At 67.3% G+C, this 15,091-nt stretch carries 10 protein-coding genes and 2 riboswitches; of the genes, 3 read left to right on the forward strand and 7 right to left on the reverse strand.

Annotated features, from left to right (window positions below; translation table 11 throughout):
• Positions 1 to 621: 621 nt before the first annotated feature.
• Both P3L18_RS24045 and P3L18_RS24050 read right to left on the reverse strand, forming a co-directional pair.
• Positions 622 to 1,407 (reverse strand): DNA-formamidopyrimidine glycosylase family protein, encoded by a 786-nt coding sequence (locus P3L18_RS24045; RefSeq protein ID WP_079929271.1) that lies wholly within the window; start codon positions 1,405 to 1,407, stop codon positions 622 to 624.
• Positions 1,394 to 6,070, reverse strand: coding sequence for an ATP-dependent helicase (locus P3L18_RS24050; RefSeq protein ID WP_276115492.1), 4,677 nt, complete (start codon positions 6,068 to 6,070; stop codon positions 1,394 to 1,396). Before P3L18_RS24050 ends, P3L18_RS24045 begins: the two co-directional genes overlap by 14 nt.
• A gap of 84 nt (positions 6,071 to 6,154) precedes the next feature.
• Positions 6,155 to 6,289: riboswitch (cobalamin riboswitch) on the forward strand.
• A 33-nt stretch (positions 6,290 to 6,322) separates the two neighbouring features.
• On the opposite strand from P3L18_RS24050, the gene P3L18_RS24055 reads away from it, so the two are divergent.
• Positions 6,323 to 6,544: a CbtB-domain containing protein gene (locus P3L18_RS24055; protein WP_014359551.1), complete on the forward strand. Its 222-nt coding sequence runs from the start codon at positions 6,323 to 6,325 to the stop codon at positions 6,542 to 6,544.
• Positions 6,545 to 6,571: 27 nt separating this feature from the next.
• The gene (locus P3L18_RS24060) at positions 6,572 to 7,399 is read left to right on the forward strand and encodes a CbtA family protein (RefSeq protein ID WP_079929273.1); all 828 of its coding nucleotides are present in this window, start codon (positions 6,572 to 6,574) and stop codon (positions 7,397 to 7,399) included.
• A 78-nt stretch (positions 7,400 to 7,477) separates the two neighbouring features.
• Here the strand turns inward: P3L18_RS24060 and P3L18_RS24065 are convergent, their stop codons facing one another.
• The 3 genes from P3L18_RS24065 to P3L18_RS24075 are packed head-to-tail and all read right to left on the reverse strand — an operon-like array spanning position 7,478 to position 9,285.
• A complete protein-coding gene (locus tag P3L18_RS24065; protein ID WP_006367478.1) occupies positions 7,478 to 8,143 on the reverse strand; it encodes a (2Fe-2S)-binding protein in 666 nt (221 codons plus the stop codon).
• Complete coding sequence (locus P3L18_RS24070) at positions 8,140 to 9,051, reverse strand: CbtA family protein (RefSeq protein WP_006367477.1); 912 nt, start codon at positions 9,049 to 9,051, stop codon at positions 8,140 to 8,142. Before P3L18_RS24070 ends, P3L18_RS24065 begins: the two co-directional genes overlap by 4 nt.
• 9 nt (positions 9,052 to 9,060) lie before the next feature.
• Positions 9,061 to 9,285 carry a CbtB-domain containing protein gene (locus P3L18_RS24075; RefSeq protein ID WP_014359555.1) on the reverse strand — a complete coding sequence of 75 codons (225 nt, stop codon included), beginning with the start codon at positions 9,283 to 9,285 and terminating at the stop codon, positions 9,061 to 9,063.
• A 31-nt stretch (positions 9,286 to 9,316) separates the two neighbouring features.
• Positions 9,317 to 9,449: riboswitch (cobalamin riboswitch) on the reverse strand.
• Between the two features lie 170 nt (positions 9,450 to 9,619).
• Between P3L18_RS24075 and P3L18_RS24080 the strand changes: the two genes are divergently transcribed.
• Positions 9,620 to 10,840: an acyl-CoA dehydrogenase family protein gene (locus P3L18_RS24080; RefSeq protein ID WP_006367475.1), complete on the forward strand. Its 1,221-nt coding sequence runs from the start codon at positions 9,620 to 9,622 to the stop codon at positions 10,838 to 10,840.
• 119 nt (positions 10,841 to 10,959) lie between these two features.
• Here P3L18_RS24080 and P3L18_RS24085 read toward each other — a convergent pair whose 3' ends face one another.
• Together P3L18_RS24085 and P3L18_RS24090 are read right to left on the reverse strand one after the other, a co-directional pair.
• A complete protein-coding gene (locus P3L18_RS24085) occupies positions 10,960 to 12,243 on the reverse strand; it encodes an Nramp family divalent metal transporter (protein WP_276115493.1) in 1,284 nt (427 codons plus the stop codon).
• Between the two features lie 70 nt (positions 12,244 to 12,313).
• Positions 12,314 to 15,091, reverse strand: coding sequence for a molybdopterin cofactor-binding domain-containing protein (locus P3L18_RS24090; RefSeq protein WP_276115521.1), 2,778 nt, complete (start codon positions 15,089 to 15,091; stop codon positions 12,314 to 12,316).

The raw sequence follows: 15,091 nt of genomic DNA on the forward strand, positions 1-15,091 counted from the left end.
CGCAAAGAAATTGACCCACTCAATAGTCAGTAGAGCCCAGTGTGTTCGACGCAAGAGGTATTTTGATCAATTCTGCTTGTGGACAATGTATTTCGGCGCCGATTTTCTGTCGGTGGGGTGTGGTAGGGGTGCGGTTTTCGTTTGCCATGCGTTCGATGTGGTTGTGGAGCTTGTTCTCTCGCCGGGTCTCGAGGCCCGGCCATCGGGCGCGGTGGGTTGTTCGGCCATCGGGTGGGGTGCTCGTCGATCGGGGAACCTGCCTAGACGGTCGGGAGCACTGCGTCCGCGGCTCCAATGTGCAGACGCGGCTGGTGCAGCGCGGGCGTGTGCGAGTTCGGGTGGCGTTCGGGTCGTGGGACGGTGGATGTGGTTGGGAGGCGTGTTGTCTCACCGGGTCTCGAGGCCCGGCGCCTGGGGCGCCGTGCACCTCGACCACCGAGGGAAGAGGTCTCTACGGTCGGGTAGGGCTGGTTGCTCGACCACCGGGGGAAGAGGTCTCTACGGTCGGGTAGGGCGGATTGCGCGACCATCGGGGAGGGCGCACCGACGTCGGGAGCGGCGCACCGACGTCAGGGGGATAGCCGGGTCATTGAGTGGCGAGAGTCCTCGGTGGAACGACGGTCAGGACTGGCAGTAGGGGCACCAGTAGATGACCCGGTCCTCGCCGGGAGGGCCGAGGAAGCCGCGGCGGATGAGGGTTCCGCATCGGCGGCACGGGCGACCGCGTCGGCCGTAGACGTAGACCCGGGCGTGTGGACCGGTGGCGCCGGTGGTGGTTCGCGCGGTGCGCATCCGGTTGGCCCAGAGGACGCGATGGGCGAGATCGACCATCGCGGGAACGTCGACCTCGGCGACCGGACGTTCGGGGAGAACGCCTCGGAGGAAACACAATTCGCAGCGATACTCGTTGCCGACGCCGGCCAACAGGTGTTGGTCCAGTAGTGCGAGGCCGATGGGTGTGTCGGGGTGTGCTTCGATGCGGCGTACGGCTTCGGCGGCATCCCACTCCGCGCCGAGCAGATCGGGGCCGAGGTAGGCGAGGTCGGACTCCGGCGTGGTGAGGAGTTCGAGGATGCCGAGCGAGAAGCCGACTGCTTCGGTGGTCTCGGTGCGCAACACGACCCGTGCCTCATGGCCGGGCCGACGCCATTTCGCGCCACGGGCGTGCACATCCCAGATCCCCTCCATCTTGAGGTGCGAGTGGATGCTGACGGGAACGTCCAGGTCGTCGCGGGACACGTCGATCAACAGGTGCTTGCCACGCGAGCGAACGCCGGTGACCACGCCACCGGACAGATCCCGGGTCGCCAGCCGAGGAACCCGGAAGTCGGTGTGGGTGAGTACCTTTCCGGCGAGGGCGCCGCGCAGACGCGCGGCGGCACGAAAGACGGTGTCACCTTCGGGCATGGTGTCCGTACCGTAGGCGTAGACCGCGTGGTGTGGTCGAGAAGCCGGCGTCGACGAGGATGGCAGCGAGGTCGGACCGCAACGATTCGGCGCCGTCGATCTGATCGATCGCCAGCCGCGACACCCGGCCGTCGTGCACGACTCCGGCCAGAGCCGTTGCTGCCGAACGCAATACACTCTCGCTGTCCTCGAAGGTCAGGACGGTCTTCCCGCCGCGCTCGACGTAGATCGTGAGAACGCCGTCCACCAATACCACCAGCGCACCAGGCTTACGCCCGGGCCGATGACCGCTCTCGGGGCGGTCGGGCCACGACAGAGCGGCACCGTAGGGATTCGCCGGATCGGTGGCGGCGAGGACGACTGCGGTGTGCGTGGACGTGTCCCGATGATCGAGGGTGTGTCGGCGCAACTCGTCGACGGTCGCCGGGGCGGCGAACTGCGCTCCGCCGAGTCCGTCGACGTAGTACCCGCGGCGGACGAATCCGTTGTCCTCGAAGATGTTGAGGGCCTTGTAGATCCGTGCGAATCCGCCGACCACACCTTCGGCGACCACCGCGCCGCGGGTCACCACGCCGTACCGGGTGAGCAGTTGATCGCAGAGAACCTGGGTGGACACGGTCGGGTCCGTGGCGCGACCGGGCAGGGTGAACCAGCGCCCCGCCACGGTCGGCGGGGTCGATACCGGCGGAGTCGTCGAGATCAGATGGCGGGTCGTGAGTCGCGACGAGCGCAGCCGGGGCGCGCGGGCACGAGATCGGTGTGCCGGGGCCGTGCGGGATCCGCCGGACGATCGTGGCGTGAGCAGGGCCCGGACCGGCGCGAACGAGTCGTTCGACAGACGACCCGACCAGACCAGGTCCCACAGTCCTGATTCCACTTCCGCGGTGATCGCGGTCATCGATGCGGTGGCCGGTGCGTCGAGGTCGGCGAAGTCGCCCACGAACTGCGCGAAGCGCAAGCCGCCGGAACCGGTGAATGTCTCCAGCAGTCGGCGATGCACCTCGGTCGTGTCGATCTCGTCGGGCTCGGGCAGCAGCACCTCGGTGAGATCGGCCGGGCACAACCGGATCCAACCGTCCGCACCGCCGATCCGCCCCGCGCCCGACCAGACCACCTCACCGGAACCGAGGAGCTCGTCGAGCATGGCGGGGCTGTAGTCGGCGACGCGCGACGGCAGGATCAAGGATTCCCATGCCGACGCCGGAAGCGGTAGTCCGGCAAGCTGATCGATCGCCACCGACACCCCGTCCACCCCCGTCAGCCGATCGTCGTGGTCGCCACGGCCGGCCGTGCGGGGTGTGACGTGCTGCCATCCCATGAGAAAGCGTGACAGGGTGGCGTCGTCGACCGGCTCGATCTCGGCGCGGCTCGCGGCGAGCGACCCGCGCCGGATCTGCCCGAGCACGTCGCTGTGACACCACTGGGTACCGGTTGCCTCGGGCAGGAAGTCGCCCTCGATCACCTTGCGTTCGCCGGCCATCCGTACCAGCACGTCGCGGATGACGGCGACGCCGAGCCCGAGCGAATCGGCTGCCTCGTCGACGGTGAACGGGCCGTGGGTACGGGCGTAACGGTGTACGAGGTCGCCGACCGGGTCGGCGACCGGTTCGAGGAACGCTGCGGGCACCCCGAGCGGTGCGGGTACGCCCAACGCATCACGGAGCCGCGCGGTGTCCTCGATCGCGGCCCAGAGCGCGCGCCCCCGCTGACTCACCGAGATGATCGTCCCGTCGCGATGCAGAGCAGCGAGAACCGTTGCCGCATCGACCGGTTGGGCACCGGCGGATACGGCATCGGGATCGTCGCCGCGGTATCGGGCGTCGACCTCCTCGGTGGTCAGCGGCCCGAGCCAGCGCAACAGATCGACCACGTCCTGGGCATCGCGGGCCTGCCTCGACGGCTCGAATCGTTGGAGGCGGTTGGTCACCTCCGTGATCACCGCGGGGTCGAGGAGTTCGCGCAGATCGACACGGCCGAGGAGTTGGGCGAGCAGAGCGGTGTCGAGAGACAGTGCCGCGGACCGCCTTTCGGCGATCGGCGCGTCGTCGTTGTACATGAAGGCACCGACGTAGCCGAAGAGCAACGATGCCGCGAACGGCGAGGGTGACTCCGTCTCGGTCTCGACGACCCGCACCCGGCGGGTGGCCACACTGCGCAGCAGATCGATCAGCGCGGGCAGGTCGTAGACATCTTGCAGGCACTCCCGGACGGCTTCGAGCACGATCGGAAAGTCCGGGAATTGCGAGGCCACGGCCAGCAATTGGGCACTGCGCTGACGCTGTTGCCACAGGGGGGCACGCCGACCGGGATCGCGACGCGGTAACAGCAATGCGCGGGCGGCGCATTCACGGAATCGCGAGGCGAACATCGACGACTCGGCGAGCGCATCGGTGACGAGTTGCTCGATGTCGTCGGGGTCGATGGTGAAGACCGCAGCGCCCGGCGGGTTGTCGTCGGTGTCGGGGAGTCGCACGATGATGCCGTCGTCGGAGGCCGTGACGGCGCCGTCGAGACCGAGCGTCGTCTTCAGGCGCGCTGAGATGGCCGACGCCCATGGCGCATGAACTCGTAACCCATACGGGGAGTGCAGGATCAGCCGCCAGTCGCCGAGTTCGTCGCGGAACCGCTCGACGACCAGCGTGCGGTCGGTGGGCAGATGGGTGGTGGCGTCGCGCTGTTCGGCGATGAGCGCACCGAGGTTGTCGCGGGCGTAGGTGGTCAGGCCGAGCTCGTCGGCGCGGCGATCGAGTTCGGCGCGGTCGGCGATCTCACCGGTGAACCGGCCGATGGCGGCCCCGAGTTCGGCCGGCCGGCCCACCGCGTCACCGATCCAGAACGGCAGGCGTCCCGGCTGCCCGAACGCCGGCGTGACCAGCACCCGATCGTGGGTGATGTCCTCGATCCGCCAGCTGGTGGCTCCGAGCGCGAAGACGTCGCCGACGCGTGATTCGTAGACCATCTCCTCGTCGAGTTCGCCGACGCGCGTCTGTTTCTCGCCGACCATGAACACACCGAACAGGCCACGGTCCGGAATTGTGCCACCGGAGGTGACGGCGAGCCGCTGGGCGCCGCGGCGTCCGATGAGCACGTTGCGTTCTCGGTCCCAGGTGACGCGCGGACGCAGTTCGGCGAATTCGTCGGACGGGAATCGTCCGGAGATGAGATCGAGGGTGGCCTCGTACACGCCGCGGCCGAGCTCCCGATACGGTGCACTGCGGCGCACTACCTCGAACCACTCGTCGACGTGGAGCTCGTCGATGGAGGCTGCGGCGATCGTCTGTTGGGCCAGGACGTCGAGGGGGTTGGTGGGTACCCGCAGCTCCTCGATCTCACCCTCCCGCATGCGCGATACCGCGACGGTGCAATGAATGAGGTCGGTGCGGTGTTTGGGGAACAGTACGCCCTGACTGATCTCGCCGACCTGATGCCCGGCTCGGCCGATGCGTTGCAGACCACTGGCCACCGACGGCGGCGCTTCGACCTGGACGACGAGATCTACTGCGCCCATGTCGATTCCGAGCTCGAGGGAGCTGGTGGCCACCACACATCGCAACCGGCCGGTCTTGAGTTCGTCCTCGATTTCGGCGCGCTGCTCCTTGCTGACCGACCCGTGGTGTGCCCGGGCCAGTAGGGTCGTGGCCGCCGAGGACGCTCCGCTACCCATCACCATCGCCGGAGCGCCCCCGGCGACCCGCGGGTTGGCCGCAGCGGTCACCGCGGGGGGCGCGATGCGGGATTCGGCGATCTCGTTGAGCCGTGCGGTCAGTCGCTCGGCGAGGCGACGGGAGTTGGCGAACACGATGGTCGTGCGATTGGCATCGATGAGATCGACGATCGCCGATTCGACGTAGGGCCACAGCGATCCCGCGGTCGGGGAGAACGCGTCGTCGAGATCCTCGGAACCGGGTGCGTCCGGTGGCGGCGGGATGTTGGCCATGTCTTCCACGGGCACGTCGACGCGAAGATCGAACGTCTTGCTCGCGGGTGGACGCACGATCGTGCACGGCGCGGCACCGGCCAGGAAGCCCGCGACCACCTCGGGTGGGCGGACGGTCGCCGACAATCCGATGCGCTGTGCAGGTGTTTCCAACAACTCGTCGAGACGCTCGAGGGACAGCGCCAGATGGGTGCCGCGTTTGGTGCCGGCCACCGCGTGGACCTCGTCGATGATCACGGCCTCGACGCCGGTCAGTGTCTCCCGCGCCGATGACGTCAGCATCAGGTACAGCGACTCCGGGGTGGTGATGAGGATGTCCGGGGGTGTGCGGACCAGGCTGCGGCGGGTCGCGGCGGGCGTGTCCCCGGATCGCAGGCCGACGGTGATCGCCGGCTCGGGATCGCCGAGTTCCTGCGCCGCGCGGGTGATGCCGGTCAGCGGTGCACGCAGGTTGCGTTCGACGTCGACGGCGAGGGCCTTGAGCGGTGAGATGTAGACGACTCGGGTGCCGCGTGCCCGATCCGGGCGCGCCGCGAGCCGGTCGAGGGCCCACAAGAATGCCGAGAGGGTCTTGCCCGAACCGGTGGGGGCGATGACCAGCGTGTGGTTGCCGTCGGCGATCGAGGACCACGCCCCGGTCTGAGCGGCGGTCGGCTCGGCGAAGGTGCCGCTGAACCACCGCCGCGTGGGGGCGGTGAAGCGATCGAGAACCGACGGCGCAGCCATTCACCCATCATCCATGTTGCCTCCGACAAAACGCCGCGACGGTTGTTCTGCTCGTTTTGTCCGATGGGTCGCGCCGGTCACATTTGTCGGGTATAGAGTTCTCGCCAGATGCTGACGGAAACCCGGTGTGAGTCCGGGACGGTCGCGCCACTGTGAGCCGGGCCGGGGAGTCACCCCGCCCGACGAGTCAGGATTCCGCCGAGCATCGATCCGACAAGCGCTGGGACGCGTCATCCCACGAAAGGACCTCCGATGGTTGCAACCACCCACCAGAACAAGGCACGGGCCCTCGCGGTACCCGACCTCTCCGTCGCGTCGGCAGCCCTGTGGCTGACCGCCACCTTCATCCTCGCCGCAATGGCCTACTACTTCATCGGATACGACCAAGGTGCCTGGTCGGTGTTCGGCAACGACACCCACATCCACGAATTCGTGCATGACTCCCGGCACTTCCTCGGCTTCCCCTGCCACTGATCGAACGAGCACGGGAGACAACCGAACATGGAAAAGAAATTCATCGGCGCCGGTCTGCTGTCGGGACTCGTCGCCGGGATCGTCGCCTACGTCTTCGCTCGGATCTTCATCGAGCCGCAGGTGGCCAAGGCCATCGACTACGAGGACGGACGCAGCGAGGCCGAAGAGGCTCTGATGACCGCGCATGGGCACGGCGGCCACGAGCACGGCGCCGAGGTGTTCACCCGCTCGGTGCAGGAGAACATCGGTGCGGGCGTGGGGACCATCGTTTTCGCGGTGTCGATGGGCGCGTTCTTCGCAATCGCGTTCACGGTTCTGTGGACCTACCTGGCGCATCACCGCGCCGGAGCCGACCCACGCTGGGCGGCGGCCCTGATCGGGCTCCTCGGCTTCGTCGCGGTCTTCGGGGTGCCGTTCTTCGCATACCCGGCCAACCCGCCGGCCGTCGGCGACGACGACACCATCGGTGCGCGATCGACGGCGTACCTCACCCTCACGGTCATCTCGGTGGTCGCGGTGATCGCGGCGGTCGTTGTGGCGCTGTGGCTCCGGCAACGCTGGGGAGGGCTCGCGGCCTCGGTGGTCGCCGCCGTCGGTTACCTGGTGGTCGTGACCATTGCGATCGCGCTGCTGCCCGAGTTCCATGAGGTTCCCGACCCGGTCATGAACGGCGACGCGATCGTCTTCCCCGGATTCCCGGGCGCGGTGATCGGCGACTTCCGGGTGTATGTGATCGCCAACCAGGTGATCCTTTGGACCGTTCTGACCACGACCTTCGCGGGAATCATGACCTGGCTCAGCCGTTCTGATCCTGCGCGCCGGGCGACGACACCGGCCGCGGCACACAGTAACTGATCGCTGCTCCACGTCCGCCCTGCACGATCGTGGGGCGGACGTGGTGCGTTCGTGGGGTCTGCCGAGAAGGTGGGTGGGTCAGATGAGTACGCAGTCGCCGCAGACGGCGCCCCGATCGCCGCTGACCCGATAGATCAAACAGCAACTGCGCCGGCGGAATCCCGGTCCCGCGCGTAACCGCCCGTCCTCGACATGGGGCTCGGCGAGAACACGGTCGGCCGCGGCGACGGCGAGATCGCCGTGTTCGGGGCGCGCCGTCGCGATGAGTCTGGCGGCGCTGTTGGTCGCCGAGGCGACGTTGCCCCACAGCGTTCGCCCACTCACCCCGAATGCGTCGCCGACGGCGTCGGTGAGTGCGCCGATGATCCCGTCGGCCAGGTTGGGCCGGGCGTCGGTCGCCGCGGTGGTGACCGAGAGCGGATAGGGCCCACCCAATTCGTCCTGCCACCAGAGGTCCGCGGCCGTGAACGATATCGGCGGTTCGTCGAGCGCCTCCACAGCGATCATCGGAGCGATGAGACGAGCGACGAGCCCGAGGTGGGTGACCGACGCAGCCACCCTCTGCTCGACACGTGACGTGCCGCCCACCCCGAGTGCGGCACGCACACGGTCCACGCGCGACTCCAGCATGCGCGCGTCCTCGAGTAGGTCGGCCATCGTGAGCCACGGTGCATCACCCCGCTGCCCGCGGGCGTGCGTGGCGACTCCGAAAAAGGGGCCGAGGTCGTCGAGGGAGGAGGTCACTGCCGGACGAGCGTAGCCTGCTCGCCGATGGTCTGTGGGGTCGACGGATGCATCCGGTTCATCAGGGCACCGAAGACCATTCCGATGACCAACCACACCAGAGCCTGGTTCAGGATCGAATACCACCGGAACTTCCAGAGGACGTCGGCGTCGAAGCCCGGATAGACGATCTGCCCTGGCGCATAGACCCTTCCGTCGATCGTGAGTGGGCGATCGAGGATGTTGGTGATGGGTTGCGGTGTCTCGGTGGCGGCGCGTGCGAAGCCGAACTCGCTGGTGTGGTCGACGTTTGCCGACAGGTCACCGAGAGACGGCAGCACGGCCAGAACGATGCCGAACAGTATGAGGAAGCCGACTCCGGCCACGAGGATCGCGCGTTGCGTACCGATCCGGGAATGCAGACGATGTACGACGTAGACCGCGAGACCGAGTAGGACGAGTGAGATCGCGACCATTGCGAGGTAGAGCTGACCGCGGGTTTCGATCGTGAAGGTGTGCCCGATCGCCGGTGGATTGGCCGGGTACTTCACGAACGGCAGCAGGTAGATACCGAGAAAGCCGAAGCCTGCGATGAGCCAGGACAGATACTGCGCGCGCAGTGCGGTCCGGCCCATGAGGATCAGGTAGGCGACGGCCACCAGAGCGCCCATCGCGACCGAGAAGCCGATGATGCCGGTGGCGATGCCGACGGTCGACTGGATCGTCCGGCTGAAGATCTCCGGACCATCGGGTTCGGTCGCCCGACCGGCTGCCTGGTTGAGTGCGTTGAGGACGTCGTCGCGGCCTGATTCGTAGTCGATGGCCTTGTTGATGACGGGTTCGGCGAAGACACGAGCAAAGACGAAGCCCAGGATGCCGGCGATCAGTCCGGCGAGGGCTCCGCGCCCGATGACGCGGAGTTCGGTCATGAATCCGGCTCAGTGGCAGGGGAAGCCGAGGAAGTGGCGAGCGTCATGAACCCACTCGTGCACGACCATGGTGTGCCCGAATACCGAGGTCATGCCTTCGTCGACACCGATGAAGTAGTAGGCGAGCAGGGCCAACAGGACGGTGATCCCCAAGATCAGCGCTACGCGCGTGCGCGACAGGGCTTCGGGGGAGACGGCGACACCGGGCTGCGGCGTGGCGACATGGGTACTCATCGGGACCTCCTCGGGGTGACGCGCCCCGGTTGTCGGGCTATGGCTCGACGGCGACGTGTCTGACTGACCCGCGGGCGCGAGTTCACAGTGGCGCAACCGTCCCGGAATCGCACCGGGTTCCATACGCCGTCTGTCATAAGCAGACCAGTTGCGAAAGCGCAGGTCAAGCGCGTGTCCGTATTGAGCCGATTGTCCTTACCCGACTGTCTGGCCCATGAAGACACAATTGTGCCTTTCTGTGTCTTGACGCTGATCGTGACGACTGACACAGTTGGACTGAAACAAGTTCTCATGGCAGCCGACGGGCGCTGTCCGATGATTCTGCGAGGTGTCGATGTTCGAGTGGTCCGATGAAGATCTGATGGTGCGCGACGCCTTGCGGGCGTTCATCGACAAGGAGATCCGGCCGCACATCGACGAGCTCGAGACCGGCCAGCTCCCGCCCTACGACATCACCCGAAAACTGTTGTCCACCTTCGGTGTCGACGCCATGGCCAAGGACGCGCTGGAGAAGGAACTCGAGGCCGAGGCGGCCGGCGAGAAGCCTGCGGGCGGCGGCGGAGCCGGCATGGCCGGGTCGATGTTCATGATCGTCAACATCGAACTGGCCGGGGTCTGTCTCGGTCTGGTCGGCTCGATGGGCGTCAGCATGGGCCTGACGGCGTCGGCGATCCGGGGTAAGGGCACCCTCGCGCAGAAGAAGCGGTGGCTGCCCGAGCTGGTCACCATGGAAAAGGTCGGGGCCTGGGCGATCACCGAACCCGACTCCGGCTCCGACGCCCTTGGCGGCATGAAGACCACCGTGCGCCGCGATGGTGACGAGTATCTGTTGAACGGACAGAAGACGTTCATCACCAACGGCCCGTACGCCGACACCATCGTGGTCTTCGCCAAACTCGACGACGGCTCGGATACCCCCATGCGCGATCGCAAGGTGCTCTCGTTCGTTCTGGACAAGGGGATGCCCGGACTCACCCAGGGCAAGGCGTTCAAGAAGATGGGCATGATGAGTTCGCCCACCGGCGAGCTGTTCTTCGACAACGTCCGCCTCGGTCGGGACCGGCTGCTCGGCGAGACCGAGGACACCGGGTCCGACGCGCGCGGCGCCGAGGGGGCGAAATCCGGTTTCACCGCCGAGCGTATCGGGATCGCGGCGCTGTCGATGGGCATCATCAACGAATGTCTGCGCCTGAGTGTCGATTACGCGAAGAACCGCAAGCTGTGGGGCCAGGAGATCGGGCGCTTCCAGCTGATCCAGCTCAAACTCGCCGAGATGGAGGTGGCGCGGATCAACGTGCAGAACATGCTCTTCAGTGCGATCGAGCGGGCCAAGGCCGGTAAGCCGCTGAGTCTGGCCGAGGCGTCGGCGATGAAGCTCTACTCGTCGAAGGCGGCCACCGATGTCGCGATGGAGGCCGTGCAGCTCTTCGGCGGCAACGGTTACATGGCCGAGTACCGCGTCGAACAACTTGCGCGCGATGCCAAGTCGCTGATGATCTATGCCGGCAGCAACGAGATCCAGGTGACCCACGTCGCCAAGGGGCTCCTGGCCTGAAGGGCGGTGGACGGGCCACCGGGATACCTCCGGGGGTTCGACGCCGTCGGCCGCGAATCGCCCCGGCGATCGGTGGACCGAGACGATCCGTGTGGTACTGCGAGTCGTTCTCGGTCACCTCACGCGCCGGTGAACACCAGCACGATCAACGCGATGTTGAGTAGCACGATCATTGCCGACGCAACGGTTGCCAGGATGCGCAGCGGCCAGCCGTCGGCGAACTCGCCCATGATCGAGCGGTCGGACGTCAGCCGGCCCAGCGGGATGATCGCGAACGGGATGCCGAAGCTCAGCACCACCTGTGAGAGCACCAGTGCCCATGTGGGATCGACCCCGACAGCGAGAACGACCAGGGCGGGGATCAGCGTGACCAGTCGGCGAACCAGCAGCGGCACCCGCTTGTGCAGAAGCCCGGCCATGATCGCCGCACCCGCCGACGATCCCACCGAGGTGGCGGCCAGGCCGCTCGCGAGCAGACCGATCGCGAAGATGGTCGCCATCGCCGGCCCCATCGAGTCGGCCACGGCATGGTAGGCGCCCTCGATGGTGTCGGTGCCCTGCTTGCCCAGCAGGTTCTCCGCGGCCAGGAGCAGCAAGGCGATGTTGACGGCGCCGGCGACGGTCAGGGCGATCACCACATCCCACCGGGTCACGCGGACGAGTTTGCGTCGCCGGGGCAGACTTTCGGTGACCCCGTGGCGATCGATGACCAGCGCCGAATGGACATAGATGGCGTGCGGCATGACCGTCGCACCCAGCATCGATGCCGCGAGTAACACCGTCTCGGGTCCCTCGAGACGGGGGATCATCCCGCCGAGCACATCGCCGGCGGTCGGCGGGTTCACCACGAGCCCCGCGAGGAAGCCGACCACGATGATGGCCAGCATGCCCACGATCACCGTCTCGAAGACGCGTTGGCGGCGAGGGTTCTGCAGCAACAACATCAGCGTCGAGATGATGCCCACGATCACCCCACCCAGGACGAGGGGCAGGTCGAACAGCAACTGCAGGGCTATCGCGCCGCCGAGGACCTCGGCGAGGTCGGTGGCGATCGCCACCACCTCGGCCTGAACCCAGAATGCTTGGCGTTTGCGGCGACTCAGCCGCTCTCCGAGGAGACCGGGCAGGCTGCGGCCGGTGACGATGCCGAGTTTGGCCGACTGATACTGGATGAGCATCGCGATGAGATTGGCGACGACGAGCACCCACACCAGCAGGAAGCCGTAGCGCGCGCCCGCGGTGATGTTGGCGGCGACGTTGCCGGGATCGACGTAGGCGATGGCTGCGACGAAGGCCGGGCCGAACAGCGCCACGTGACGCAACGAGCGCATCCGGCGGCCGTGTATGCGGCCGCGCGTCGATCCGGCCTCCGATCCGCTCTCGCGGGTGTCCACCTGGCTCACCAGCTCAATGTGGCACACCGGCGGCCAGTGATCAAGTCGTGCGAAACAAAAAGTTCGGGTAGCCGAAAACTCATGTCCGGCCGAGTCGCCAGATCCGGTCACGGGACATGGGGGTCTCGTACGGACGGGTGCCGATGGCGCGCCGAATGGCATTGGCCAGAGCTGCCGCCACCGGGTTGAACGGCGATTCGCTCATCGACTTCGCGCCGTAGGGTCCGAGGCGGTCGGAGGTCTCGGCGAACATCACCTCGGTGACCGGGATGTCGGCCATCTGCGGTACCCGATAGGTCCGCAGAACCGGTGTCAGCGGTACGCCCTTGCCGTCGAGCATGATCTCCTCGTACAGCGCCGAGCCGATGCCTTGCGCCACACCGCCTTCCACCTGGCCGAGACATTGCTGGGGATTCATCACCGTGCCCGCGTCGGCGGCGTGCACCGACTGCAGGATCGCCACCGCACCGGTCTCGGTGTTCACCGCGACCCGAAAAGCCTGGACGTTGAACGCGATCGAGCGCAGATCGCCCCGTTCGATGCCGGTCGCCACGACGCGCGGTCCGGTCGCTGACTCCTGCCGGTGCTCGGCGTCGACAGCAGCGATCAGATCGCCGAAACCGATCACCGTGGCATCGACGAGTGCTCCGTCCGGGCACAGGCGCACGTCGGCGGCATCGCGTCCCGACAGCGTCGTGGCCGCCTCGACCAGCAGTTCGCGCAACCGCAGGGCCGCGCCGTGGACGGCCTTGCCGGCCACCGTGGTGCCGGCCGAGGCGAACGCTCCGGTGTCGTAGGCGGCGGCATCGGTGTCGCCGTGGCGCAACGACACCCGGGACAACTCGGTCGACATCGCGCTGGCCACGATCTGGGCTTGTACGGTGGTGGTGCCGTTGCCGAATTCGGCTGTGCCCGAGCCGATGTGGTAGGTGCCGTCGGCGTCGACGGCCACCGTGACGGTCGCATGATGCCCGCGGGGGGCCATCGTCGCGATGGCGGCCAGCGCCATACCCTCGCCGACCCGCCAGTGCGGGCCGGCCGGCGGGGCCACACCGTTGCCGCGTGCCAGGGCGGCCTGCGCGAGGTCGAGGCACTGGTCGAGACCGTAGCTGCCGTACACCAGGTCGTCTTCGGGCTCGGAGTGGGCGATGAGCAATGGATCACCGTCGGCCACCGCATTGCGTCTGCGCAACTCGAACGGATCGATGTCGAGCGTCAGCGCCAACTCGTCCATTGCACTCTCGATCGCGAAGATCACCTGTCCCAACCCGTAACCACGGAACGCGCCCGAGGGTGGATTGTTGGTGTAGACGACCTCGGCATCGATCCGCTTCACCGGGCAGTTGTAGACCGACACCGACTCGGCGCACGCATGGAACATCACCCCGATCGCGTGGTTGCCGTACGCGCCGGTGTCGGACAGGACGTCGACCTTCATCGCGGTCAGTCGCCCCATCTCGTCCGCGCCGAGTTCCACCCCCACCCGGAACGGATGCCGGTAGGTGGTGCGCGTCATCTCCTCGGTGCGCGTCATCTCATAGGCCACCGGTCGGCCGGTGCGCAGGACGGCCAGGGCGACGATATCCTCGGTGAGCAATTCCTGCTTGCCGCCGAAACCGCCACCGACGCGCGCCGCGAAGACCCGAATCCGCTCCGGTGGCAACTCGAGCAACAACGCGAGCTCGTCGCGCACCAGGAACGGCACCTGGGTGCTGGTTCGCAGCACCAGACGACCGTCGTCATCGACCCAGCCGAGGGTTCCGTGGGTTTCCAACTGGGCGTGCGACACCCGCCCGGTTTTCCATGTACCCCCGACCCGCACCGCCGAGTCCTCCAGTGCGGCAACCACATCACCGCCGAATCCCTCGTGGAATGCCGCGATCAGATTACGGTCGGCGTCGACGACACGATCCTCGGGAGTGCGGTCGGGGTGCACGAGTGCCGCGCCCGGCAGCCGGGCTTCCTCCGGATCGAACACGGCGGGCAACAGCTCGTAGGTCACCTCGATGAGGCGACACGCCTCCTCGGCGGCCGCCGCGGTGTCGGCGACGACGGCGGCCACGCGCTGACCGACGAATCGCACGACCGGGTCGAGGACCAGGGTGTCGTCGGGATCGTCGTCGCGGGACTCGTGGCGGGCGGTGGAGAACCGTCGGGTGCTCACATTCTCGTGGGTCAGGATGAGCGAGACGCCGGGCACCGACGATGCCGCCGCGGTGTCGATGGCGGTGATCCGGGCGTGTGGATGCGGGGAGCCGAGCACGCGCAGGAACTGGCTACCGGGTACGTCGATGTCGAAGGTGTAGGGCTCGGTGCCGGTGACGACGCGCTGCGCGGCAAGGGGATTGGCGGACGCTCCGACGCCGCACGAGCTCGCGGCGGAGTCGGCGCGGGTCGTGGCGTCCGGGCAATGGGTGCGCTCGGCTCGTGCCACCCCGTCCCGGATGGCGGCGTCGACGGCCCGATAGCCGGTGCAGCGGCACAGGTTTCCCTTCATCCGCCGCGGTAGGTCGTCGAGGTCGGCGGCCTCGAGGGTGGACGCGGTGACGATCATCCCCGCGGTGCAGAAACCGCACTGGAACCCGAAGTTGTCGACGAAGGACTGCTGCATGGGATGCAGATCGCCTGGAGTGCCCAGGCCCGAGACCGTCGTCACCGACGCCCCGTCGGCGCGCACCGCCGGAAAGATGCACGAGTGCACCGGTGTGCCGTCGACCAGCACCGAGCATGCGCCGCAGTCGCCGGCGTCGCAGCCCTTCTTCACCTCGAAATGACCGTTGTCGCGCAACAGCGTTCGTAGGCATTGGCCCGGACGGGGCTGGGTATCGACGGATTCGCCGTTGATCTCCATGTGCAC

Origin of the sequence: Gordonia sp. N1V (assembly GCF_029269935.1) — a bacterium.
Taxonomy (GTDB): Bacteria; Actinomycetota; Actinomycetes; order Mycobacteriales; family Mycobacteriaceae; genus Gordonia; species Gordonia polyisoprenivorans.